A 26773-nucleotide genomic window follows, 5' to 3' on the forward strand; every position below is an offset into this window, starting at 1 on the left:
TTGCATCGTTGCCACCCCTATCTAGATTTTATAATTGGATTAATACTTCAAACTTAGCCGATTTTACAGCATTCCATCGTACACAAATCCGTCAAAAAACATATAATTTTTAGTCAAAAACAGCTTTTACAATAAAAAAAAAAGCCTATTTTCTATTTTCAAAAAGCTGATCTTACTTTTATCGGACTGCCGTGAAAGGTTGATTAATGCAAATAAATATGCCCCTGTCCATGGAGAAATAACAGGGGCATAAATATCTTATGTGTATTCTTTTAATACGCTACCCGGACTTTGTTGTCGGACCGCTGGTATTCGGAAGGTAGCTGGCCAAACTCTTCCTTAAAGCACTGCCGAAAATAAATTGCACTATTGATTCCGACCATAAACGATACTTCAGTCACATTATATTTCCCCGTCCGAAGCAGATCCGCGGCCTTATGGATACGTATCTTGCGGACCAGCTGATTGATATTTTTACCTGTGATACCCTTCAACTTGCGGTATAAGGTAGACTGACTCATATTCATTCGATCAGCGAGGGCAGCAGCATCCAATACCTCATCCTGCATATGCTGCTCCACAATCTGCATAAAATCCTGAACAAATTCATTTTCTCGCCACAGCTCCTCACGAGGTTTTTGCTCAGTATCGGCGTCTGAATAAGATGATTTGGTGTTTAAACTTTCCAAAATCAATTCATTGATCTGTTTCTGCCGGCTCAGGAGGTTGTCGATTCGTTTGAAAAGCAAGGCCGCTGTAACGGGCTTGATCAGATAGGAGTCTATGCCCAGATCATAGCCCCGTTGTCGGTCTGCATCGGTGTTTTTCGCTGTCAATAGTAATAACGGAATATGACTTGTACTGCGTTCTTGTTTTAGCTGCTGTACAAGCTGAAAGCCATCCATATCAGGCATCATGATATCACTGATCACCAGATCAGGTATCCGTGCCATCGCCATTTTATAGCCCGCGGCTCCATTTTCAGCGAGCACGACATCATAATGTCTTTGCAGGGTACTTCCAAGATATCCACGAAGCTCTGAATCATCCTCGACCAATAAAATCAAGGGACGTTGCGAAGCTGTGGGCGGTTCGCTTTCCTGTGCGACAACTTGATTGACTTTTAGCTTGACCGTAAATGTGGTGCCTAGCCCTAAAGTACTGCTCACCTCCACCTTTCCATGATGTATTGCAACAAGTTCCTTGACCAATGCGAGGCCAATACCCGTTCCTTGCGTACCTGTTCCTGGAATCTGATAATACTTTTCAAAAATCCGCTCAATATCTTCTTCGGCAATACCAGGCCCAGTATCTTCTACAGACAATACGGCCCAGTGATTTAAATCTGTACCTTCGTAGCGCAAGTTTAGTTTAATATAGCCCGATGCCGTGTATTTATAAGCATTCGACAATAAATTGTCTACAATCAATTGCACGATTTCTGCATCAAACAACGTACGAATATCCTCTCCGGGGAGTTCAGACAACACGCGAAGGCCAGGCTTGTGATTCAATGTTTTATATTTATGCGTAAGATCTGCAAGCATTTCCCCCAAGGATCCAGCTTCGGGTACAAAGGGTTTAAATTGCGATTCCACCTTCCGAAACTCCAAAAGCTGGTTGACCAATGCGAAAAGCCGATTGGCACTTTTCTGAACCGTCTGAACCATTGCACGGTGTTTCTCATTAAGCTGTTTTTCTTGCGACAGATCCTCAAGCGGTCCTAGGATCAACGTTAGAGGTGTGCGTAATTCATGGGTGATATGCGTATAGAAGTTCATCCGCTCGACATGCAGCTGTTCGTCCTGTAGATGTTGTCGCTCTTTAAATTTTAGTTCCGATTCGGCTTTCATCCTTTTGAAATAAAAGGAAATGATCACATATCCAATCAGAAGTACGAGTAATATATAAAATACCTTAGCAGGTAAGCTTAAATAAAAAGGTGGCGTGATCTTAATAAGCAGCCGTTGGTACTCTTGTGACCACTGACCGTTTTTCATGCGTGTACGAATGAGCAGCTCGTGCTCACCATAGGGAATATTACGAAAATCGAGGTTTGTCTCATTGCCCAGAAAAATCCACTCATTATTGAATCCTTCCAGTTGGTACCCAAATTCAACCAATCCTTCCAAAGCAAAATCCATGACAGCAAGTTCGATGCGAAAACTATTTTCATCATAATTGAGCGCAATAGTTTTTGTGGCCGAGGGATATTTATCAACCTGCGCATTAGATTCGCCCGATCGAAAAACAATAAATCGGCTCACGCTTACTGGCGATGTGGGTAAATCGGATGGAATATCTGTGGGATTGAAATAACACATTCCTTCCTGCATCCCAAAATACAGTCGTCCTTCTGAATCCTTTCCCACGCTTCCATTGATAAAGCCTCCCAATGGTAAACCAAAGGATTGGTCGTAGAGGAGGAAACGTCTTTCTTGAGGAACATAGCGCAGCATACCCGATTTGGTTGCGCACCAAATATTTCCGGTCTGATCCTCCGCAAGGCCATTGACAAACAGCCAAGCGTTGCCTCCCGGCGGCAACAATACCGCGAGATCACCAATCTTCTTACCCGCATCCTGCATGGCCAATCCGTGGTTTGTAGCGATCCAAATATTATTACCGCTATCTCGTAGTAAATGATTAATTGTATTATTGCGCAATCCACTCTTATTGTCCATCTTACGAAGCAGTTTACGGTCAGAATTATACACATAGAGTCCTTGCCCATAAGTTCCTACCCACATATTGTGCTGACCATCTTCTACAAGCGTTCGTGGTGCGTAATCACCAAGCATAGGCTTATTGATCAGAAGCTTCTGAATATGATGTGTCACTCCATCGTATATAAAGAGCCCCTGATGGGCAGCAATCCAAATGTGCCCCAAATGATCCTCATATATCGCACGAACTTCGGTCACCGACTCACCTAAATCGACCCTATGCCAATGGGACGATCCAGCATATTGGACAACAATCCCACCCTTGCGCAATCCCATCCAGACATGCTGATGTTGGTCTTTAAAAGTCGTAAGAATAAAATCGTCGGGCAGTCCATTTTTTCGGGTAATCTGTCGTAACAATTGTCCTTCGGAATTCATTTCTACTATACCCGAGCCCTCCGTGACCAGTCGCATCGCCCGATTTTCACCACCTAATACATTACTTACGGTTGCCAATCGGTCAGGCAATATATTGTCTGAAGGAAAAACACTAAAAAAAGGAGCCATATGCGAGAAGACTCCTACACCTCCACCATATAATGCCAACCAAATATTTCCGAACTGATCCGGCGTTATATGTTGAACCATGGTATTATTACCTTTGCCAAGATCAAAAAGCTGTATATGCTGAACACCTTCAAAACCTTTATCATAAGTGTATTTTGGCTGCAATAAAAATAGTTGTGATGACTCGCCCCCTATCCATATGGTACTACCTATTTCCTTGATTGCGTAGACAAAAGGTTCATTGCCATTTTTTGCTACCCCTGTCAAAGGAATCTGCTGTAGTTTACCCGAAGCCGGATGGTATACAGCCAGCCCTTTACGGGTTCCAATCCACACATTCCCCCCCTGATCACAAAACAACGTTTTGATCTCATTATCGGGAAGTTTACCCAATGTATTCTGATGAGTCAATCGTTTCAGTGTTCGACGAACGGGATCCAAAATTGTCAAGCCCTCATTAACATGCCCGATGTATAGCCTATTACTCTGATCCTCGGCTAAAGACCAGATGCTATTTTCGGGAAGTCCGGGACAGTTTTTCTTATTGAAATGATTAAACTCTTTGGTTATTGGATCGAAATGCTGTAGACCTTGATGATAGGTCGCTAGCCACAGTTTTCCATCCTTACCTTCAATCATATCCGTAATATCATTTGTTGCGATGGATTTCGGATTGGCATCGTCATGCGTATAATAGCTAAAAGTATTTGTGTGTAAGTCAAGTACATTCAGGCCATTGGACCGCGTTCCGATATACACTTTCTTATCGGCATAAAGCAATGTATTGATTTCATTACTATTGACCGATAGCCCATCCTGCTTGTCTGTCGCGTAAAAGGATTTAAAAGACTTTCCTGCATACCGGTTCAATCCCAGCTCGCTGGCTATCCACATAAATCCGTCATCGTCGTGCACAATATCCAATACCTGCTGATTGGTCAGACCATCTTGAAGAGAAAAAAAATGGGCGCGATTGGGTTGTCCGAAAACCTGGGCCAACTGCCCCAAAAAAACAATGATAATTAGAAAATTTTTCATAGCTCCACCACCACCAAATAAGTTAACAACACCGAACCACTCGCTTGAATGGTATCTTTTGCGGAATATCACTCGCCCAAATCCCTCTGCAACTTTTCTCAAAATTGTACAGCACAGCAACAATTATACAATGAAAATATTTAGGGTATAAATACAACATAGGCCCATTCAATAAAGGTTATTTTCAAGTTAAAGATAAGAATAAATATATAAATGTCAAATAAACATTTATAAGAATACCAAGCGAAATAAGTCACATCATTCACGTAATACAGATCAATTAAAATTACCGGCCAATACCTGAAATATTGGTATATTGCAGCAAAATCTAAAACTACTTGTGAATCACAAAAAACACATTTATGAATAAAATCTTCTCAACCTTACTTGTATCCTGTGCCCTGTACCTGCCAACATTAAATTTTGCACAACAGAAAAATGTACTACCTCAACTTATTCCGTTTCCTCAGCAACTGGAAACCAGACCGGGGCTTTTTCAGCTAAATGGTCAAGAATTGGGTTATTATATTGATCCAGCACTTTCTTCTAAGTCACTGTCGGGATGGATAAACCATTCACTATTCGGGAAACTGAACAAGAAAAGCGTGAAGAAGACAAACGCCAGGCTGCAATTGATCAAGGGTAATGGACTCTTAAATGAGGCGTATGAATTGAAGATAGATCAGAAAGGTATACAAATCATTGCTTCTTCAGAAAAGGGGGCGTTTTATGGTTTGCAGACGATCCAGCAATTGTATCTACTTTCGGAAACAACGGCTCAGCTCGCTCTTCCTTACGTAACGATCAAAGATCAGCCTGCTTTCAAATGGCGTGGTGTCGAGCTCGATGTAGCCCGTCACTTCTTTCCAAAAGATTATATCTATAAATTTATTGACCTGCTTGCAACATACAAATTCAACAAATTTCACCTGCACCTGACGGACGATCAAGGCTGGCGTATAGAAATCAAGAAATACCCGAAATTAACCGAACAGGGGGCTTGGCGTACCTATAACAACCAAGATTCGGCCTGCTTTGTGAAAGCCAAAGAGAATCCCGACTTTAATCTACCGAAGGAATTGATCCGCACAACAAACGGAAAGGAAGAATACGGTGGTTTTTATACACAACAAGATATCAAGGACATTGTTGCCTATGCAGACAGTCGACAAATAGAAGTCATTCCAGAAATAGACATGCCCGGACATATGATGGTGGCTACCAAGGCCTATCCTGAACTTCTATTGGACAGCCAATCCGCGGGCTGGGGAAAACAATTTTCTGTACCTATCAGCCCCTGGAAGGAAAGCAGCTACACCTTCGTGGAGAACGTACTCGGTGAAATTGTTGACTTATTCCCTTCGCATTATATTCACATCGGAGCAGATGAAGTCGAAAAAGACTCCTGGTCAAAGTCAGCAGCGGCCCAAGCTTTTATGAAGGAAAAGCAAATAGCAAACTTACATGATCTTCAAAGTTATTTTGTCAAACGGGTGAACAGTTTCATTCGTTCAAAAAATAAACAGAGCATAGGCTGGGATGAAATATTAGACGGTAGTTCGGATACCAGCATGATGGTCATGTACTGGCGTGGCTGGGTAAAAAATGCACCTATGGAAGCTGTAAATCGTGGTCATCAGGTTATAATGACGCCGACTAATCCACTTTATTTTGATTATTTACCCAATAGCAGCAGCCTTGATGCCGTGTACAATATGAGTGTGATACCAACTGATATATCGAGTCAAAAAGCACAGTTGATCCAAGGTGCTCAAGCGAATATCTGGACAGAAATGATTCCTTCCACCGCTCGGTTGGAGTTTATGATTCTCCCGCGGTTAAGTGCGTTATCGGAACGTGTATGGACCAATAAACCGCTGTATGATAGCTATAGAAATCGAGTAATTGCGCACTTTGGACTTTGGAACAAAATGGGTTTACGCTATCGTATGCCAGATCTCACAGGATTCGCCGAAACACAGGTTATTGTTGACGGACAATCTGTTCTAAAGGTTGTAAATGAACTGCCACAGAATCAAATACACTATACAACAGATGGTAGCCTTCCAACGCAGCAGAGCCCAGTATTGAACGGTTCGCTCGGGGTTAAAAAAGAAGGGCCAATTCGTTTTGCAACCATCTCTTCTTCGGGTGCAAAAAGCGAACTTTATCAAGTTGATTTTAAAAATGACACCTGGAGAAAGAGCGTAAAACCCGATGAAAACAACCTGGCTCCAGGGCTTACGGCAACACTTTTCAACGGAACTTTTGCCAACACTTCTGCCATTAAGGGGCCTGAAGTACGCCGGGAAGTAATCAGCAATGTCGCCTTAAGCGATACTATCAAAATGCCTTCATTCGGTGCAAAAATAAGAGGGTATATCTATGTCAAGGAAAAAGGAATCTATAATTTCTACTTCACCTGTGATGATGGCGGCGTTCTACGGATACACGATCAGCTCGTTGTCAATAATGACGGGCAGCATGCTCCGATTATGAAAAGCGGGCAAATTGCTTTGGAAGCGGGATACCATCCAATTGCTGTAGATTTTATTGAGGCAGGAGGAGGTTTTACCCTAAAACTTCAATATAGTGTCAATGATTCAGAAATGATTGAAATTCCAAAAGAATCCTTTTTCCATAAAAAGGGTTAATGATCATTATGATATATAGAGATAACCCCAGTATGGTCAACATCATCTGGGGTTATTTTTTTGGGCCTAGGGACTTTGTTTTATTTATAGATTGGCATAAGTTTTGACTAGCTGTAACCATAATGTTACTAACTATGAAAAAGAACTTTATTCTCCTTGCTCTAGCGCCCCTAGTGTTGTTGAGCAGCTGCAGCAAAAATGATGGTCCTTCCTCACAAAAAACACCTGTCACAGTAAAAATTACGGATGCTCCAGGTTACTATGACGCCATCAATCTTCACATCGATGCGATCGAGATCCGAACTACTTCGGGCAGCACAACGATAGATGTCGCCGCCGATCCATTTAATATTTTGAATTATACAATGGGAAAAGATACCGTCATCGCAGGGCAGGATGTTCCTTCTGGTATGATCCAAGAAATTCGGCTCAAACTTAATGACTCAGGAAATGAAATTTGGGTCAATGGCGTTGTCCACCCACTAAAAACACCCAGTGGACAATCCTCCGGTGTTAAACTCAAAGTACAAGATGAATTAATTCCGGATGTAGCCTACACGCTTCTCCTGGATTTTGATGCTTCAAAATCGATTGTAAAGACGGGCAATGATCAGTATCTTCTTAAACCCGTTATTCGTGCTATTCCGGTAGCCACATCGGGTGCGATCACTGGAACTGTTAATCCGGCCGCCTCACTCGCCAATGTATTCGCTATCAATGGAGTTGATACCGTGGGTACTTTGGCAAATTCAGCTGGAAAATTTTACTTTCCTGGTATGCCTGAGGGCACGTACAAAATTGTTGTCGAACCTTCGGTAGCTGGTTACATCAACAAAAGCATTGAAGACGTGCAAGTCGTCAAAGGAAGTGTGAAAGATTTAGGAGTGATTACTGTACAATAACTTATCATCGGATTAAAGTATCTGATAAGTAACCTATTGTAAAATTGGACATGCCCCAACTAGTAACCACTATTTGGGGCATTTTAATCGTAGCGGTCTTTTAATCTATCCACAAAAATGTATTGATCAATTTTTGGATCATCTCGGCTGTAACACTGGTTGATCAATAATCTGAGATGGATGAAAGTGAAAGCATATTGGCAAAAAGGCGATATGCACCCGCTATCCCTGCCGGCAGCTGTCTAAAGAGAGACAGACTAGTATAGATATAATAACCCTTTCCATTTTTGCGAAGCAGCAATAAACCATCTTCATCCCCATTATCTCCATTGTGCCCGCGGAGGATCGGCTCGAAATCAGCAGTCCACTTTTGAGGGAGAAAAAGCGCTCGGTCCTGCACCCAATTTTGAAAATCATGCTGCCCGATGGCATTCGGATAATTCAGGATACGATGGGCCGGATTCAAAAATGAAATGTGGCTTTCAGTATCAGTCATTCTTTCTTGGGAGACGGCCAAAGGGTAAAGCCCAACCTCCTTCAAATGCAGGTCATACGGTGTATTATACTGCGTAATCAATACACCGCCTTGCTCAACATATTGATGAAAGAGCTGATGAAATCCCGTTATTAAGGGATGTGTATTGTATATGCGTATGCCCAGAACCACTGCATCAAAAGTGACAAGATCTACTTCCCCAATTTTCTCAATTGGAATAACCTCCAGCTGACCAGCGAGCTGGCGCAAGCTCCCCGCGAGTTCATCATTCATCCCCGAGATATAGGCAACTTTCTGTGCTGTAATATTCACCGGTAAGTTTAAAACCCGTAATAGGCCTTTTGGAAAATAGGTTATTTTATCAACATGCGGATAAACGATACTTTTAGATGTCAAAGCATATACACCGGTAATCGTCTCAATCTCAAATCCAATCTCTTGAATCTGTTCTTGTTGAGAAGATGAACTCAGCTCAAAATAAAGTCTTTCAGTCGAATTACCTGCGATATTAAGATTAATTTCCTTCGGAATTGCATTCAGCCCATCAGGAAGAGTCAACCTCACCCTTATCGGTAGCAATTCAGATACTGTCGATTGCAATTCCAGCGAAACTGAACTTTTGGCTGCATGAGATAGCACCACTATTTCCGAATCAAAAGTTGCTGTAACCGGAGGAGCCACCACAACAGGATTACCGGCATGCAACACAGGCCGTTTAACCGCGATTGACAGGCCTGCAAATTCTAGTTCCAGATCAACTTCCAATTCAGTTCCATAATCTGTCAATACAACATCCGCAGGCGATACAGGGGCATAATTGTGAGCATCACCATCTGAGCTCAACCAAGTTGGAAAAGAAGGTGAAATTGTATAAAGAAGCTGACCACTTAAATGAATCGCTTTCGATGCTGACAATGGATAGTCTATCTGTCCTGTTTCTTGAATAAATGGAACGTTCACTGCCGTTAATTGCAGATTGGACTCCACTGGAATATGTGCATGCAGGACCATGTTAATTTCCTTTCCTGGCACCCACAGTTCCTCCGATGCCTCTACTTCCAAGGAGACACCCGCACTATCAAGCAGAAGACGTTCCACCTCTACCCGCTTCTGCTGAATAATATGATCTTCGGGAACAATCTTCATCCAAAATAAAATCGCCGCAAGCTCCAATGTAAGCTCTGTCCTGTCTGCCCCATGTTTCGCCATAAGGTCATCCACCAATCGATTGAATACAATTGCGTAAGAATCTTGCGCCGAAGACTGCGTAAAAATAGTGTTCCCATCCTCTGAACTGGCCGGTTCACCTTTTAACGATTCAAAATATTCGATACTCGGATGATACTGCACTAGACTTCCCATGGCCTGAGAGCGATGCTTGTTACGGCTTTCTGCAGCAATTTCACCATAATGTAAACCCAAAGATCTATGCGTCACTGGGATTTCCAGAGAAAGATAGTCCGGCAAAGGCAGCACTTCTCCGCCGATATCTTTAACACCACTATGCTGATATACATTCCACAACAATTGCCTAGTATGCCAAGGCTCCAGTTCAGTCAACTGATCACTGAAAGCTGTTGGATCAGCGGCCAGATCAAATGCTTTTGTTGTTAAGATTGCTGAGGCTTGATGATGCCCATGTAAGTCGGTGACAGTCGGTGAAAATCGCGTTACAATAGCCGTGGGACGAAAATAACGGATGGTCCATACGATATCTGCCAGCACACCGTTCTCATCCCAACGCGCTAACGTTTCATCCACTGTTTTTGCAAAGCCAAAATCCTTAGCGCGTGTAAAAAACTGTCTTGTTCCTTCTATTTTACGTGCCGAAAGTGATTCCTGCACCCGAAGTACCCCTAGATCTACCCCCTTTTCTGTACCTATAAAATTCTGTCCGCCTTCACCCCGTGTCAGAGAAAGATAGGCCGTTTCGACCAATTGATGTTGCGCCAAAAAGGTCAACAACTTATTGTTTTCATCGTCCGGATGGGCACCGATATATAAAACACGATCAGATATTTTGAGCATACACAACGCTCGCATCATTACTTGTTCTTTATACGAAAAAGTCTGATCCAAATGCTGTGACTGCGCCTGCTGTGTTGAAAATTCCAATGCCATATCCTTCCTACTAAATAATTCTACGGCTCAAATATAGGAATAATTTCTATTAATCTAGTAAATAGATAGATTATATATTATAATAGATATAAAACATTAAAAAAAACATCTTAACAATAAAAATAAGACTTAAAATCAATTCAATCGTGTTAATAAACCTTCTTTATGAGAATAAAACTCGTAACTTGCTAAAAGATTTTCCAATTAATATTCCGTTTAAAAACGACTATTCTTGACACTGAACTGGTAAATGTAACGATAGTCAAATTCACGCTGCCTGCCCGACCTTGTTTTGTATAAAAACTAAATGCTTTCGTATAATATAGGTTTTGTGGAATAACCAAGAACCTAGATTTGCAACAATGTCTCTGATGAACAGATACAGCAATTGATTTTGAACATATATAAATTAGTAGTGATGAAAGTTAGGCAAGTGTTGATTTTTAAAAGTTCGGTAAAGACGAAAGACAAGAAAAATTTTTTGATGCAATTGGTCAAGACCCATCTCCCACAAATTCAGGATGCTACAGTCGATCTCGATGATGAGGATGCTATTTTCAGAGTCGAAACCGAAGAGTGTTCCATCGACTATCTGACAAATTTTCTACATGGTCACGGTATCCAAGTTGATTTCCTTGATCGGTTTGTGGTTGCCTAATGCAACAAATAACTTACAGCAGTCCTCCGGTATACTGCTTAAAGAAAGATTCCCGATAGATTTCTCCGATCGGAATTTCAAATTTGTCGATATAAACTGTATGGTTGTCGAAAGAATCAATGTACGACAAATTAATCAGATAAGATTTACTGGTACGCGCAAACAGCTCGGCTGGAAGTTTCTGATGGATTGTTTTCAAGTTCATCGCCGTAATCAATTTATTGTTGCGCGTATAAATGACCACATAATCTTTAAGTGCTTCTATAAAGCGAATATCCGTAAAAGCAATCTTATAGTATTTCCGATCTGATTTAATAAAAAGCGCATCATCACTAGCTTTTTCAACGGTACTTTGATTTTCTTTTAAAGCCAGTAATTTTTTATAAGCTATTGCTTTATCAATCGCTTTGGCCAAACGATCTTTCTTGATAGGTTTCAACAGATAATCTATGGCATCCAATTCATAACTTTTCAATGCGTACTGCGCATATGCTGTTGTTAGAATCACCAATTTATCATCGGGAAGAGACTGGGCAAAATCAAGGCCATTAACTGTCGGCATCTCGATATCCAAAAAAAGCAGGTCCACCGAGTTTGTTTTGATACATTCCAATGCTGATATGGCATTGGAAAAAGTGCCGACAATCTGAATGGATGAAATTTCTTCGATCAGATTTTTCATTTCTTCCCTTGCTAAGGGTTCATCATCTACAATAATGCAATTCATAATGGTATAGTAAGTTTAACCTTATAGAGCGCCTCAGTTGTTGATACCAAAAGTTCATAATCGTTTCGGTATAGGAGATCCAACCGTCTTTTCGCATTGGCCAATCCCAGTCCACTATATTTACTTTGCGAAAATGGACTGTCGGCATCTTTCGAATTTTCACATTCAAAACAAAGTTGTTGATCCAGCTCCGAAAAACGTATGCTGATGAAAGTATGCCCATCTCCGGCGCTGAGACTGTGTTTAATGGCATTTTCAACAAAAGCCGTAAAAAGATGTGGCGGTAAAAATACGCCCTTCTTTTCCAGTTCTGCCCCACAGGATATATGTGTAGTCAGGTTGTCTCGACGGATTTCTTCCAATTTCAGAAAATTGGATATAAAGTTGATCTCTGACTTTAACAGCGTCTTGTCATCGTTATTTTCGTATAGCTGATACCTCAAGAAGTCAGATAACTTGATGATGACTTCCGTTGCCATAATAGGATCTTTTCGAATCAATGCCTTCACATTGTTGAGCATGTTGAACAAAAAATGCGGCTGAATCTGATTCTTCAAGGAAATAAGTTCTGTAGTCAGAGCCAGGTTTTTCAGCTCAGAAATCCGCTTATTATCCTCCAGCCAACGTTTGAAAAGCTTAAATGTCGTGGTCGTCAAAATAATGGGCAAACAGATAAATAACGCGGCAATCAGCCCCATAGAATCCGACTCGGGCTTTTTTATAGCTGGTATATGGATCGCATAGATGTAATTGGCAATGTACATCACCACAAGTAGACTGGCGGTCACGAGCAGTATTAATGCCAGGATATATAGCTCATATTTCCCTTTAAAGAAAAATTTTGGTATAAGCACATACATGTTGACGTAAAACATACAGACAAATACAAACCAAAGGATAATGGAGAAATAAAACCGATAACTACCTTGAAAATGAGAACTCGAATTAGCATTTGCGAACAGTAACAACAAACCAATCAGAAAAAACACATGCCGTAATGGCCTGAATTTATTTTCTGTAAAGTATCTTAAGACAATGCTATTATTGAAGTCTTGCATGCATTAGAATAATTTTAACCTGAATAGCAAAAATAAGGGTTTTCTTCGCAACTATCGGATCTCTTATACAAAGGGCTCATTTTTTTATACCAAAAAGCAGTGTGCAAAAGTTGGGTATTCCTTTTCAATGTCCCAATGAATGGAGCTTTTGTATAATAACCAGACCTGTTGGTCTAAAAAAAAATTCCAGCCTATAAATTTCATTTATTCTTACAGCGATTTTAATCACACATTTATGCAAAAGATACTTTTCATGTTTATGCTGCTGCCCGGATTATCTACTTCCATCGCACAGACTAAAGATAGCGTACAACAAAAAGTCAAGGCTGTTGTCACCGACAAATTTCCGATTACACGGGTCCTCAACTTGACCTATGAATCAAATACAGGATACAGCTACTCATCAAGATACCAAGGCCATGATTTACCCAAAACAAAAGTGGAATCCATGTACCAAGCCGGGGGCAGTATTAACATTAACTTTTTAAAGAGCAGAACCTGGAACCTAGGAACCAATATCGGGTATCAGCTCACTTCCATCAACTCCAATCGTCTAGATCCCACAACGCAATCCATAACACATTCGACCCATCAATATCATTATCACTACGAATCGCTCAACCTTACCCGTTATTCACGCTTATGGGGTAAAATAGCATTCTATACCGCAACGGTCGCCGCTAATGGAAGTGAAAAAGCAATCGAACGTATTAATGGGATACTATCTGCTACGGTGGTACTAAAAGCCACACGGGATATTCAAATGGCTGTTGGTCTTATCGGTTTTATAGATCCTGCCGCAATTATTCCTGTTTTCCCGACCTTCGCCTACAAACAACAATATGCCAATGGCCTGATACTTGATGTAATCTTGCCAAAAGGAGCATATCTTCGGAAAGAGATCTTAAGGAATGGACGGGTTTCTATTGGTTCAGATCTAAATAGTACAATCTTTTACCTCCATGATTTCCAGGGCTCCGACAAAGTATACACCTTTAGCCAGATGGAAATCAATTCGGGTCTGACTTATGAGCATAATTTGGGACGATCTTTTATTGCCACCCTGAAGTCGGGTGTAAAAACAATTCCTCGTGCTCGGATATTTGAAAAAAATAAGCCCCAACGCGATTATGTATGGGAGGCGAGCCCCGGTCCCTCTTTTTATATGAATGCAGGACTTTCTTTCAACCCCTTTGCTAAGAAAAGAAGATAGACTATTAAGTGCTCATTTATTGAAATACTTTATCCTTCATCTCTTGTATTTTTGATTAACCCGATGCCTGAAAAGAAAAATAACAAGGATATCACCCCGACGACGATGAGTGTCATATTGGTTGTATCCCTATGAATCAACCCATTTCCTGTATAAATAAGTCCAACGATACCTAGTATCGTTAATACTGTTCCAAAAATTCGCTTTACATTCATAATGTATTATTCTTTGTAGTGGCACCGACTCTGTTGCACCAGAATTAGGCTGCACTGAATATGCCGCTGCAATAGTCGCGTGCGGCCTATTTTAAATCTTAACGATCGTTCTATCTTAACACAACGATAAAGCGAAAAAGGTTTTAAATTATTTATAAGAAGTTTAATCCAAAAACCTCATGCAGCAGAAAAATTTAAAATTGAAGCAAAGCTCCCATATGAACGATGAAACAAAATCCGCGAGACATCGTTGTTTACAATAAAAGAATAAAATCTTATTATATTCGTGTATTCCAGATCAGTCAAACCTGATAAACCTGGTTTAGAACAACAGATAAAAATGATTGAAGCAGGGAACATCGAGTCCAATTCACTGTTTGAGCTTTATACAGCTTTGCAACTACCCGTAGACTTATTTGATTTAACGGCAGGCTTTACAATATTCAATCTCAATGAAATTGGATTTAAGCTCCCCTTTGTATCCAGTTCTTACAGGCCCAATTTCTTTTCATTCCTTTTTGTCGGTGATGGAAAAGGCAGATACACCATAGACGACCAAACTTTTGAAGTCGTTCCTCATTCGATCTATTTTACAAATCCAAGCAATTATCGTACATTTAGCTGGAATGAGATTAATGATATCATCCTGATCACTTTTGATGAATCATTTTTAAAAAAATATATTGGTGAAGATGTCTACACAGATTTTCCATTTTTGCTGACTGAATTGGTCCGGCCAAAAGTAGTATCTGACGATTTTTTTCAGGACGTAAAATTAATTAATCAGCAACTATTGGACACGTACCTACGACATAGTCCTTCCAAATATAAAATCATTGGTCATCTGCTCGCAGTCATTCTATTTCAGATAAAAGAACACATCTGGCAGGACTACAATCCCATCTATGAGGGCAATCGGAGTTCGCAAATTGTGATTTCTTTCAAACGATTATTAGAACAACATTATCGCGACCTGAGCGCTGGTAAAGCGGAAATCGCGTTTCGTGTACAAGACTATGCGTTCGCCCAAAACTTGCATCCTAATTACCTAAGCAGTGTCATCAAGAGCAAAACTGGAAAAAATATTACCACCTGGATTTCTGAGAAATCTCTCATTGAAGCCCGGTCTTTACTCAAAAACAGTACACGCTCCATTAAAGAGATTACCTATAAACTTGGTTTCACTGAAACCGCCCATTTTAGTAATTTTTTCAAAAAACATACGGGCTTATCTCCCCTCCGGTACCGCCAGTCCATCCAGCAATCAAATTAGTACATTGCCAATTTCCTTTTTTATTTCCATGACCATACACTTCGTATTCCGTAAATCGACAACATCTATGTCGAATAACAAGTGGTGACAGCCCCTACCAGAGGAACTTTAAAATTTACAACAACTACTTTAATCTGCGCAACGCCCATCCATCCTATCTGCAATACCTTTGAACTAACAAAATTAAATCAAACTACATGAAAAATTTAGCGGATAAAGTAGCAGTTGTAACCGGATCATCAAAAGGAATTGGAGCTGCGATTGCATAGCAGTTTGCAGAAGCCGGCGCAAAATTAATTGTCAACTATAGCGGTAACGAAGAAGCAGCCAATGCAATTGTATCAGGCATCAGACTCAACGGCGGCGAGGCCATTGCCATCAAAGCTGATGTGAGCAAAAAAAGTGACATCACACGTCTATTTGACGAAAGTATCGCTCATTTTGGTCGGATAGATATCTGGGTGAATAATGCCGGTATCATGCAAAACTCCTTAATCAAAGAATTGAGTGAGGAGCAGTTTAACCGACAAATAGACGTCAACTTCAAAGGGGTTTTCTATTCATTACAGGAAGCTGCCAGTAAACTCGAAGATAACGGAAGCATTATCAATCTTTCTTCTACCGTTACTCGTACGATATTTCCAACCTATGGTGTTTATTCCGCTACAAAAGCAGCAGTAGAACAAATGAGCCGTGTCTTTGCCAAAGAGATCGGTGCAAGAGGAATTAATGTTAATTGCGTGCTGCCCGGGCCGACAGGAACGGATCTATTCTTAGCAGGAAAATCCGAAGAGCAAATCGCACAGCTTGCAGCAACCAACGCTTTCAAACGATTGGGCAGGCCTGAAGATATTGCGAGAGTCGTCGTGTTTTTGGCGACAGAGGAGGCCAAATGGATCTCTGGACAGTGTATAGGCGCCAATGGCGGCATGGCTTAAACTTTCACAAAAATGAACACATTAAACGATAAAGTAGCCTTAATAACAGGCTCAGCAAGAGGCTTGGGTAAAGCTATAGCCGAACGCTACGCGGCCTTAGGCGCCAGCATTGTACTTAATTATTCAAGAGATAAAACCTCTGCAGATGAGGTCGAAAGCAACATAAGAGCAATGGGCGCTAAAGTTATTTCCATTCGGGCCGACGTCAGCAAAGTAGATGACATCGAAAATCTGTTTGCAAAGGCAAAATCCACTTTTGGAAAAATAGATATTGTTGTTGCAAATGCAGGTATAGAAATGGTCGAAACTCCTGTTACGCAGTTTACTGAAGAACAATTTGATCGATTATTTTCGGTCAATACCAGGGGTTCTTATTTTACAATGCAGCAAGCAGCGTTACATGTAGAAAACAACGGTCGTATTATTTATGTCGCTTCCAGTACCACGGCATTTCCAGTACAGGGAATGGCCATATACGGCGGCAGCAAGATGTCTCCTCGCTATGTTGTCGATGTATTATCAAAAGAAATTGGACATCGTGGTGTCACGGTCAATTCCATTATTCCCTTTGCTGTAGATCATTCCGGAATATTTGCTGAGGAAGGAAGTTACCCCGAACTAAGAAAGTCACTCTTGGATAGCTGTCCAATGGGAAGACTAGCAGAAGTCGAAGATGTCGCTAATGTAGCCGAATTTTTTGCAAGCGATCTCTCCTCCTTTGTTAATGGACAACACCTGATAGTCAATGGTGGAGCTAATCAATAGTGAGCAAATGTCGGCCAGGCAACCTATTGAATAAGAAAGGCTAGGAAATTAATCCCTAGCCTTTGAAAAATACAATATCTAACCTACATTAACTATTGACTGGACCATTAAGGAACACAAATAGTTTTAAATATTTTCAGGAAATTCATCTTTCCACCAAGTAAAACGCCAATCATCGGCTTCTTCTTCTGTCAATAGGCATTCTTCCAATTCCGCCATATGCTTTTCTCTATCCAGATTCTGACCGATAAAGACCAATTCATTTTTTCGATCTTCCCACTCCGGATGCCAACGTTTGAGAAGCTCAGTTCTTATTTCAACATAACTAGGGTATTGATAACGCTGCTCTTCAGGCATGCTGCTCCACCAAGAACCCGCGCCTTCCAGCCTTACACTTCCACCCGCCTGACTAAAGCTGATTGCCAGGTCCGGACGAGAGGCCAACCAGAGGAGACCTTTAGCCCGTAAGATATTATGCGGATACCGTTCGTTGAGATATCGGTACAATCGCTGTGGATGGAATGGACGTTGTGACCGAAAGACAAAAGATGAAATCCCATACTCTTCTGTTTCGGGCTTATGTTCGTTTTCAAGCTCCTTGATCCAACCTGCCGAAGAGGAAGCTTCGTCAAAGTCAAACGAGCCGGTACCCATAATTTCTTTGGGATCAATACGCCCAAACTGTGTACGAAGAAGTTTAGCACCTGGATTAAGGCGCCCAATTGCCGCTTCCAAAGTGCCCAGAGTCTCCTCAGAGACCAGATCAGCTTTGTTCAGAAGGATAACATTTGCAAACTCGATCTGATCGGTCAACAGATTGACAATTGTCCTATTGTCATAGTCATCATCCGTCAGTTTTCTATCCAATAAGGTATCGGCACTTCCAAAATCTTTAGCGAAATTGAAACAGTCCACAACAGTTACCATGGTGTCAATGTAACTGAATGAAGACAGATCAATTGCATTTTCGGCACCAACATAACTGAATGTCTGTGCAACCGGGATAGGCTCCGAGATACCGGTACTCTCGATAAGAAGATAATCAAAGCGATTTTCTTTCGCCAATCGCTCCACTTCGACCATCAAATCCTCCCTTAATGTACAACAAATACATCCATTGCTCATTTCCACGAGCTTTTCCTCTGTGCGCGAAAGGACGTTTTCGCGCTCTACCGTCTGTACATCGATATTAACCTCACTCATATCATTGACAATAACGGCAACTTTCTTACCCTCTTTATTGTGCAAAATATGATTCAATAGTGTGGTTTTTCCTGCGCCTAAAAATCCACTCAAAACGGTGACCGGCAATTTAAATTTTGGGGAGATGCTGCTCATAGTAATTTCGTTTAAACAAATGTAAAAACAAAAAGACATAAATGCAACATCGTTGCTTTATTGATCAATCTAAGTTAAACAACTTCTCCCTTAAAAATCTTATGATTCAATAGGCCTCATTTAAAACCGTCAGTAATACGCTGCCGTAACATAAACATGTATCCATTTTTTCATATCCATTGTATAATTAATATGTCTCCTTTCTTAAGTAGAAGCTGGTCTTTAAAATTGACGACCAAACGTCTACTAGTACGTTTCAACCCTGCCAACTCTATCGACCTGTCATTTTGTTTCGCAACAAGATGCCTTTTGTCAAGCGAAAGGTCATCGGCATCACCTATATGAAATTCATGAAGCATCAATTCACCATATTTCAAGCTCAATGTACAACAGCATTCGCCTTCACTTTTTCGCCTTTGTGAATAAGTTCCCCATCCTTTTGCTGCCGTGAAAGGGGCCCTGAAATCTGCTGCTCCCACTTTAGGTGTAAAGCCGATCCGTCCCTTTGGTCCATGGTAACTGAAACCACAGACGCTGATAAAGGTTCCATAGCTTGCCATCGCGCGGGCATAATGATCACTGCATTCAATCTCGTTAAAAGGATTTCGTCTGGCTGCATGATGGCGGTCATGAATCATCCTTGTCAACACCAAACTTTCATCAACCATGCCTTCTGCCATCATATGTGCAGCGACCTGATGTTCAAAACCGCTCATGCATTCATGAAAATAGCCTAATTGCCAGGTTGTATGATCACCATAAGCCTTGTCTTCATTCTTTGGATTGGTATTCATTACCATTCCTCCCTCTCCCGCCAAGGCATATGGTCTTCCGCCAAGATGTGTTTTTATATAAGGCCCTACATCCGTAGTGAAGTTATACTTCCAGAGAGCTTTTAAAGCAGATACAACCTTCTCTTGGCTATTGATCCGTGGCATATCTACCTGCGCACACCAAGCCTGGCCATAAACCTGATCAATATGACAGGTATTGTAAGCCCCCAACTTCTTTCGGCCTTGTAGCATATCGGGCCGATGAATATAATATTCCCCGTTAAAGAGCTTGGTATCCATATTTTCAGATCCTTTTCTAACATATTCCAGACACAGTTGCTGAAATTTTTTGTCCCCCACTTCCTTCGCCATCAATGCGGCAGCTTGTATTGCAGCGAGACACAATCCGACGATCCAGGCGATTTCACCTTCCCAGACCGCATCCAGTGTATTTTCCATTGGCGTATCCGTCATACCATCGTTGTTTTTGTCCTGATCAAGTACAAACTGAATTGCCTTCTTAAGCTTAGGCCAGTTTCTTTCAAGGAATACATGATCACTACTCATCTGATGATCGCGATAGAACCGCAGAATAACGCCCGCCTGCCCATCGATCGCAGGTCTTTTTTCATATTCAGCTCGAAAGATGATGGCACCGGTATCGGGCTGAAAGCCCACGCCTAGATCCGTCACTTCGCGTAAATTACGTTCCAGATCCGGAAATATCCTGCCCATGGACTGCCCGTATTGCCAGACATGGGTACAAGTGCCGGCACATGCCCCAACGCCTTCCCAAGCCCAAAATCTTCCCGAAGCAAAACGCATGGTATTTGCTGTAGCTAGCGTTCCTATATTGACAAAAGTGCGGTCCATAAACCAGGTGGGCAGTGTCGTATCATTCCAGGTCTCCTGCCATAACATGGTTTCCCTATCAAGCTTTTCACGGTTGATCAAATAATAATTGACCACAGCCGCAGCGTCGCTAAATTTGGTACCATACCAATAACCCGATTGCGCTTCCTTTAGATGTTGTCTCAGTTTAGGATGCGGATTGTTAAAATGCCAAGAGATCGCATAAGAAATCTGACTGACCTCTTTTGGTTTGATTGTGCGTTGCACCGTAAAGGCACCTACCTGCATATTCGAAAAATCGATTACGGAATCACTTCTGTCTATTTTAATCTCTAGTGGTTTGACGGGCCATTCCTGTAATCGCGTCGTAGGTTGAGCCTGCAAGTCCATGCAAGTAAAAGCCATCGTTCCATAATCGCCAGCTTGCATGGCTTGATCTGGAACCTGATCACAGCTGTAAAGTAATACCTGACTACCTGCATATTCAGCGAGATGAGAACGTTTCTTAACAGAATCAAAATCCTTACGCCCTGTATGCACACCATTTTCCATCCAGCCAGTCAAAGTTACATCGATAGCCCTGTCATCTTTGTTTTGTAATTCAATATGTATGGTTGTAAGTGGCAATGAAGAGTTATCCTGATCCAAAGGAATAAATGGCGAATAGGCGATCAAGACGACATCCAATGGAAAGTCGGCACTGCTATAGGTAATCCGGCAGGTAGGATAAGTTGCTTCAAATACAATTTCATCCCAATGGTTTTCCCGAAGCTCCTTAATAACTTGCTTTTCATTGACCAGCGTCGAAATCGCAAAGCCCTGCTCCATACACCGCAGATTGTCTGCAATAGCAGGTTCGATATAAGCGGACCCATCCCTCGGGCGCACTGTAATCAATTCCTTCCCATTATTCCATAGTACATTTTTAGGCTCTATCCCCTCACATTCACCATCATAAGCCGTATTAAATATCTGCCATAGCCACAACCGACCGTCACCTCCGATATAGACGGTACCCGCATGCAAACCACCTACAGGCATTCCGATGTACCGCAGTTCATTTTTACTTTTTCGATAGACAATCTTCTCTCCCTTTTCATACAGCGAGTTAAGCCATCGCCTACTGATGCCTTTATCCTCTGGAATGTTGTGTATCGGTTTGTCCCGAGCAAATACACTATTTGACCATACAGGAAACTTACTGGCCAGTACACCGAGGCCAAATAAACCGGCTTTCTTAAAAAAACTCCTTCTATCCATTCGTTTATAATTGTTACCATCCGGGATTGAGCGGAAGTAAATATTGGTTTGTCTACGCAAGATATTGAAATATCCTTTATATCCAGCAATAAACGTACAAACAACAAATGGAGAATCAATAAAAAGTTAAAGCCGCCTGATGTAGCAAAATCACAGCGGCTCAGCTTACAGCACAGGAAAGTCTGTAAAGGTTACCTACCAGTGAAACTATTCGCTTAAGCTTAAAACAAACGCACTTTAAATCCCAGTTGATACTGGTCAATATGTGCATCCCAGTTGTCTACGATTTTATTATTCTTTTTGAATTGACGATATCTAAAATACAACGCCCCAAGGTCTATTCCCAAGGCGTAGCCTATACGTGTGCGGCTGTTGAACGCAGGTGAACCATTATTGAGTTTATAGGCATCGTCGTTAAGCAACAGATTAAAGTCCAGGCCCCCCAAGATTGAAAATTTTCTCGTAAAATTAACTTTAAGATATACCGGCGTGTTGAGATACTTCAGCGAGCGAGTCCCTTTGGATAAGCCACCGGAAAGGGAGGCTGTATTGTCATTGACACGTATTCGAGTTAAATTGTAGGTAGGTTCAACTTGGACATCCATCTTACTATTGAGCGGAAAAATCAAATCTCCCCCTAACTGATACCCCATTCTATTGGCGCCAAATGCATTGCCATTTGCGCGCGAAATATTACCACCAACCCGCATTCCAACCCCCATTTGCCCATAACATACGGACTTGAAACCAAACAATCCCATTATCAAAAAGCAAATTAACTTTGCACAGTGCATCAGCTTTAATCGATCCATCTTTATCATTTTTACAATACAACACATCAGTAGTTTAAACAAACAACTGTTTTCCGACAATTTATCTTTTCACAAAATAGGCGATATGGTTCTAAATAACCGATATCCTGAAAATAAGCCGCACAGTTGATCACCAAATTATCTTCTTCTGTCAAATTATACCTTTCACTCAGCGTGGCTACAGCATTAACAATATCACCAACCCTGTCCATGGTATGAAAGCAAAGCTGGGGATGGTGATTCTCCCCGATAACTATGCACAAAAAAATGATCTGCCTGCAGAAGTAAGTTGGGGTAATCCATTTAGACAAAGCTAAAATTCCCAAAAAAATAGACTTAACATATTATACCAAAGGGCTGATTTTTTATACCAAATGACCCTTTCCAACAAAACCTTCATGACTTCGTAGACGCAGACAGCAATGAAAGCAGACTAAAGGTTCATTCTAGCCAATAACAGCAGACACTTTCAAAAAAAGGCCAGGTACTCATACCTAGCCTTTATCCTTAATTTTTCCTTTTTCTATCAATTATCCGCAGCGCCATATCGCTTTAGATGCGTCATTGCAACCCTCAAACTATTTGATCGTTACAGCAAAAGCATATTCGTCTGGAGGAAGACATTGTGAAGCGTCGCAAGCTTGCCATTCCACAGTACCTTTTACTGTTGCAGTTCCTTTAGTGAGCGAAACCTTTTGCTGAAAGATCACCTCATTTGTGAAGTATCCGACATCCATTTTGAACACTTCCTCATGTTTGATCTTTGGTTTTGGTTCAGCTGTCTTGCCTACCAAAGCATAATCAGCAGCCTTAGCGAAATTAAAAGAAGTTGGTATTGGACCGCCATCTTTTACATTTTGAGAGTAAATATGCCAACCACCTTGGATAGTGGCCTTTACATAGACCATAGCCTCCTTGTTGTTTAGTTTTTTACTGGCTACAGTCCATTTAACTGGTTTATGAATCTGAGCAAACGCACCCGTAACGGCAAACATAACCATCGTCACTAAAAATAAAATTTTTTTCATCTTTGTATCAATTTTTCAGTTTATTGTTTCATCGGCAGCATATTTCATACAGCATTACCCTACAAAAGACACCGCACGAATACTTACAACAATAATCGCTATAAACAGAACAAATCACAACATCATCATTAAAAAACAATAAATTTTATTAAAAAACATCTATAAAACCATATTTTTTACGATTTAAGACTCGCTGCCGGTTCAATTGCAATAATATATTCAAAAGCCTAGTTATTCAGCTAAAACAAAGGAGCTTGCCAAATACAGTTGCTCAAATTCTCGGGGGACCTGGGGGACAGTTATAATAACTAGTCGTAAAATTTCCACTACTCCAATCAATAAGGCTAATACTATTGCACACTGCTATAGATTGAAACAGCCTCCATATTTGTCTCATCTTCAAAAAAACAAAAAAATAGTAAACCATCTTCAAGGAAATATTGTTATTCAATAAACATATATTCATTGCTATGGGAAATCTATTGTATACTATCGCTGTTATTTTGGTCCTGATATGGGCAATCAGTTTTTTTGGTGGCTTTGTCAGTGGTGGGATAATTCATATTCTTTTGGTAATTGCTATTATCGCTGTACTTTTACGCGTAATAAAGGGCAATGCGTAACAGTTAATCGCAACAAATTTAGCTCTATATAAAAGCTCCACTGCTTCGAAACAGGGGAGCTTTTGTTTTCTGCTTTCTTAATCGCTAAATATTCAGATCTCCTTCTTTACCTATGTCCTCAGTTTCGCCGGTTACAGTAGCTTTTAGCATCTTAAACAGATTAACGATCATATTGGAGTTAGAATCCCAATAATGTGCATCTTTAGGCGTCACCTGTAGCAACCTGATATTGGGATCTTCCTTACCTTTTTCAAACCAACCCTCCATCATTTTGTTCCAATAGCGATCTATCCTTTCCTGATCCCGCGAAAGGTCCGCTGTACCATTAATACTCAAAAAAGTGTAGTTTTTTGGGTCAGCATAAAATAGGGAAACTCTCGGATCCTGTGAAATATTTTTAAACGTCTCACTTTCCGCCGAACAAATATACCATATAGTACCCTCATCATCCACCTCCTGTCTACTCATCGGTACACCATGGGGATAATTCGCATCTGATGGAAATGAACAGACTGTCCCAACATCAATTTGGTCAACGATTACTTTTAGCTTGTCTAAAGCCTCTTTATTACTTAAATTATTCTCTGCCATAATATGTAGTTTATGAATGAACAGTATCCTATCACAAATCGTTTATTTTTTTAATAAATTCAAGCAATCGGCGGTGAACAAAAGGAAAAATACGGTTATAAAAAAGCAAATCAAGTAATTTTACGCCCTTAAAATACTAATAATATTAGTATTTTTACAATCAAATACTGAAGGATAAATCATGTTTGGATTTGATGATAAACTGCAGATATTGGCTGATGCCGCAAAATATGATGTAAGCTGTAGTTCGAGTGGAAGTAAACGAAAGAATAATGGTGGTATTGGCGATTCGTCAGCTAGTGGTATTTGTCATACCTACACCGAAGATGGCCGCTGTGTCTCCCTCTTAAAAATCCTAATGACCAATTATTGCATCTACGATTGTTCCTTTTGTGTTAGCAGGCGTAGCAATGATGTGCAACGTGCCGCATTTTCGGTCAAGGAAATTGTCGAATTGACCATGAACTTTTACCGCCGTAATTACATCGAAGGCCTTTTTTTAAGTTCGGGTATTTTCAAATCCGCAGACTACACCATGGAACGCTTGATGTTAGTCGTTAAGAAACTTCGGACCGAAGAACGTTTTAATGGTTATATCCATCTGAAAGCCATTCCTGGCGCCAGTGAATTGTTATTAAAAGAAGCTGGGCTGTATGTTGACCGAATGAGTGTGAATCTCGAAATTCCCACGGAGGAAGGACTCAAGTTGGTTGCTCCTGAAAAGGATCATCAATCCGTTCGCGAGCCGCTGGCGATTGTTAAAAATGAAATTCTAAACCTACGACAGGATCGAAAAATCAATAAGAAAACGCCTTTATTTGTACCGGCAGGCCAAAGTACCCAAATGGTTATTGGCGCTACGCCAGAAAGTGATCTACAGATTATGCAGACTGCCAATGCATTTTATAAAGATTACAATCTCAAACGGGTTTATTATTCAGGATATATACCCATCAACGCGACCGACTCCAATCTCCCTCAGATTGGAACATCACCGCCTCTTGTACGTGAAAACAGACTTTATCAGACAGATTGGTTACTCAGGTTTTATGGCTTTTCACTCCATGAAATACTCAACAGCACCCATCAGCAGCTCGACCTGGAAATAGATCCAAAGCTTGCTTGGGCGCTGCGCAATCCTCAATTCTTTCCTATCGACATCAACACTGCTAGTTACGAATGGATTATTCGAATTCCGGGAGTTGGAAGACAGTCCGCAAACAAAATTGTGCAGGCGCGCAAATATGGAAAACTAAAAGAACAGCAGCTTCGAAAAATGGGAATTGCCTATAACCGCGCCAAATATTTTATGGTTTGCCAGGATACATTGATAGCCGCGGGCTTCCACTACCCCGAAAATATCAGAAAGTCCATTCTTGAACGCAACCCTCGGGCACAAATCGAGGCTCCCAATAGCCAGTTAAGCTTATTCTAATGGATTATATTTTTGATGGAAGTTATTCTGGGTACCTTTGTTGTGTATTTGAAGCCTTTGAACGAAAAGAATTTGATAGTATTCCTGCTACAATGGAAACTATGGAAATTAATATTTTTTCGGAGAAGCGTCAAATTAATACGGATGCTAAAAAAGCTAATCGCATTCTTGCTGGAATAGAAAAAATACTCGGGAAACAAGAATCAAAAATTTTCTACCACAACTTTCTATCCGATACCCTATCTGAATGGCTCAATGGATTTCGACTAATCATTGAACTCTTTCGTAAAGGAAAGCTGGATATACATAATTATGGTCATCCAGCTATATTGCGTATGCATCAGACGGTCAAAAAGATCAGCCGTGAACGACACCGTATGAAAGCATTTATTCGATTTGTAAAATCTAACGATCACCTTTACACAGCCATCGTTGAACCTGATTTCAATGTGATCCCTTTAGTTGTGGACTTCTTTAAAAACCGATTCGCCGACCAAAACTGGCTAATCTATGATATACGGAGAAACTATGGATTCCACTATGATTGCCAAAACGTCGTGGAGGTATCCAATAATGATAATAGCGAGATTCGAGATCCATATCAATTAGAAGTGGATCTCGATCCTCAGGAAAAGGAATATCAGCATCTTTGGAAGACTTATTTTAAAAGTACCAATATTGAATCACGTAAGAACTTAAAGCTCCATTTAAGACATGTTCCCAGACGCTACTGGAAATATCTGGTCGAAAAAACATAACGGTCTAAGTTC

The 26773-nt window shown here is 40.9% G+C and carries 19 protein-coding genes and 1 pseudogene; 10 read left to right on the forward strand and 10 right to left on the reverse strand.

The genetic code is table 11. The features are described from left to right. Window positions 1-272 precede the first annotated feature (272 nt). Window positions 273-4373 (reverse strand): hybrid sensor histidine kinase/response regulator transcription factor, encoded by a 4101-nt coding sequence (locus B3C94_RS20235; RefSeq protein WP_293907099.1) that lies wholly within the window; start codon window positions 4371-4373, stop codon window positions 273-275. Window positions 4374-4633: 260 nt separating this feature from the next. Between B3C94_RS20235 and B3C94_RS20240 the strand changes: the two genes are divergently transcribed. Beyond that, window positions 4634-6925, forward strand: coding sequence for a family 20 glycosylhydrolase (locus tag B3C94_RS20240; protein ID WP_293907101.1), 2292 nt, complete (start codon window positions 4634-4636; stop codon window positions 6923-6925). Between the two features lie 134 nt (window positions 6926-7059). Beyond that, a complete protein-coding gene (locus B3C94_RS20245) occupies window positions 7060-7827 on the forward strand; it encodes a DUF4382 domain-containing protein (RefSeq protein WP_293907103.1) in 768 nt (255 codons plus the stop codon). 163 nt (window positions 7828-7990) lie between these two features. Here B3C94_RS20245 and B3C94_RS20250 read toward each other — a convergent pair whose 3' ends face one another. Then, on the reverse strand, window positions 7991-10444 hold the full coding sequence (locus B3C94_RS20250; protein ID WP_293907105.1) for a PIG-L deacetylase family protein: 2454 nt from the start codon (window positions 10442-10444) through the stop codon (window positions 7991-7993). 418 nt (window positions 10445-10862) lie between these two features. Between B3C94_RS20250 and B3C94_RS20255 the strand changes: the two genes are divergently transcribed. Beyond that, window positions 10863-11102, forward strand: a complete 240-nt coding sequence (locus B3C94_RS20255; RefSeq protein WP_293907107.1) for a hypothetical protein — start codon at window positions 10863-10865, stop codon at window positions 11100-11102. A gap of 13 nt (window positions 11103-11115) precedes the next feature. Here the strand turns inward: B3C94_RS20255 and B3C94_RS20260 are convergent, their stop codons facing one another. Both B3C94_RS20260 and B3C94_RS20265 read right to left on the reverse strand, forming a co-directional pair. Then, window positions 11116-11829: a LytR/AlgR family response regulator transcription factor gene (locus B3C94_RS20260; protein WP_293907109.1), complete on the reverse strand. Its 714-nt coding sequence runs from the start codon at window positions 11827-11829 to the stop codon at window positions 11116-11118. Continuing rightward, entirely contained in the window at window positions 11826-12887 is a 1062-nt protein-coding gene (locus B3C94_RS20265; protein WP_293907111.1) for a sensor histidine kinase, read from the reverse strand. The genes B3C94_RS20260 and B3C94_RS20265 overlap by 4 nt, the downstream gene beginning before the upstream one ends. A 235-nt stretch (window positions 12888-13122) precedes the next feature. Between B3C94_RS20265 and B3C94_RS20270 the strand changes: the two genes are divergently transcribed. Then, window positions 13123-14100 (forward strand): hypothetical protein, encoded by a 978-nt coding sequence (locus B3C94_RS20270; RefSeq protein WP_293907113.1) that lies wholly within the window; start codon window positions 13123-13125, stop codon window positions 14098-14100. A gap of 29 nt (window positions 14101-14129) precedes the next feature. Here the strand turns inward: B3C94_RS20270 and B3C94_RS20275 are convergent, their stop codons facing one another. Next, on the reverse strand, window positions 14130-14315 hold the full coding sequence (locus tag B3C94_RS20275) for a hypothetical protein (protein ID WP_293907115.1): 186 nt from the start codon (window positions 14313-14315) through the stop codon (window positions 14130-14132). Between the two features lie 286 nt (window positions 14316-14601). On the opposite strand from B3C94_RS20275, the gene B3C94_RS20280 reads away from it, so the two are divergent. The 3 genes and pseudogenes from B3C94_RS20280 (at window position 14602) to B3C94_RS20290 (ending at window position 17291) form a co-directional block, all read left to right on the forward strand. Next, entirely contained in the window at window positions 14602-15588 is a 987-nt protein-coding gene (locus B3C94_RS20280) for a helix-turn-helix domain-containing protein (protein ID WP_293907120.1), read from the forward strand. A 281-nt stretch (window positions 15589-15869) separates the two neighbouring features. Then, a pseudogene (locus tag B3C94_RS20285) lies at window positions 15870-16526 on the forward strand (SDR family oxidoreductase); the annotation flags it as partial. Window positions 16527-16538: 12 nt separating this feature from the next. Continuing rightward, entirely contained in the window at window positions 16539-17291 is a 753-nt protein-coding gene (locus B3C94_RS20290) for an SDR family oxidoreductase (RefSeq protein ID WP_293907122.1), read from the forward strand. A 126-nt stretch (window positions 17292-17417) separates the two neighbouring features. Here B3C94_RS20290 and B3C94_RS20295 read toward each other — a convergent pair whose 3' ends face one another. From B3C94_RS20295 to B3C94_RS20310, 4 genes are all read right to left on the reverse strand, one after another. After that, window positions 17418-18629 (reverse strand): GTP-binding protein, encoded by a 1212-nt coding sequence (locus B3C94_RS20295; RefSeq protein WP_293907124.1) that lies wholly within the window; start codon window positions 18627-18629, stop codon window positions 17418-17420. A 170-nt stretch (window positions 18630-18799) separates the two neighbouring features. Beyond that, entirely contained in the window at window positions 18800-21514 is a 2715-nt protein-coding gene (locus B3C94_RS20300) for a GH116 family glycosyl hydrolase (protein WP_293907127.1), read from the reverse strand. Between the two features lie 221 nt (window positions 21515-21735). Next, window positions 21736-22326, reverse strand: coding sequence for an outer membrane beta-barrel protein (locus B3C94_RS20305; protein WP_293907130.1), 591 nt, complete (start codon window positions 22324-22326; stop codon window positions 21736-21738). Window positions 22327-22904: 578 nt separating this feature from the next. Further along, a complete protein-coding gene (locus B3C94_RS20310) occupies window positions 22905-23354 on the reverse strand; it encodes a protein-disulfide reductase DsbD domain-containing protein (protein WP_293907133.1) in 450 nt (149 codons plus the stop codon). 470 nt (window positions 23355-23824) lie between these two features. On the opposite strand from B3C94_RS20310, the gene B3C94_RS20315 reads away from it, so the two are divergent. Then, complete coding sequence (locus B3C94_RS20315; RefSeq protein WP_293907136.1) at window positions 23825-23977, forward strand: lmo0937 family membrane protein; 153 nt, start codon at window positions 23825-23827, stop codon at window positions 23975-23977. 84 nt (window positions 23978-24061) lie between these two features. On the opposite strand, the gene B3C94_RS20320 is transcribed toward B3C94_RS20315, so the two are convergent. Continuing rightward, entirely contained in the window at window positions 24062-24568 is a 507-nt protein-coding gene (locus B3C94_RS20320) for a pyridoxamine 5'-phosphate oxidase family protein (protein ID WP_293907138.1), read from the reverse strand. Window positions 24569-24749: 181 nt separating this feature from the next. Between B3C94_RS20320 and B3C94_RS20325 the strand changes: the two genes are divergently transcribed. Together B3C94_RS20325 and B3C94_RS20330 are read left to right on the forward strand one after the other, a co-directional pair. Next, the gene (locus B3C94_RS20325) at window positions 24750-26003 is read left to right on the forward strand and encodes a putative DNA modification/repair radical SAM protein (protein WP_293907141.1); all 1254 of its coding nucleotides are present in this window, start codon (window positions 24750-24752) and stop codon (window positions 26001-26003) included. Continuing rightward, on the forward strand, window positions 26003-26761 hold the full coding sequence (locus tag B3C94_RS20330; RefSeq protein ID WP_293907144.1) for a TIGR03915 family putative DNA repair protein: 759 nt from the start codon (window positions 26003-26005) through the stop codon (window positions 26759-26761). Before B3C94_RS20325 ends, B3C94_RS20330 begins: the two co-directional genes overlap by 1 nt. Window positions 26762-26773 lie beyond the last annotated feature (12 nt).

The sequence above is a fragment of the Sphingobacterium sp. UBA5670 genome (assembly GCF_002420705.1).
In the GTDB taxonomy this organism is placed as follows: Bacteria; Bacteroidota; Bacteroidia; order Sphingobacteriales; family Sphingobacteriaceae; genus Sphingobacterium.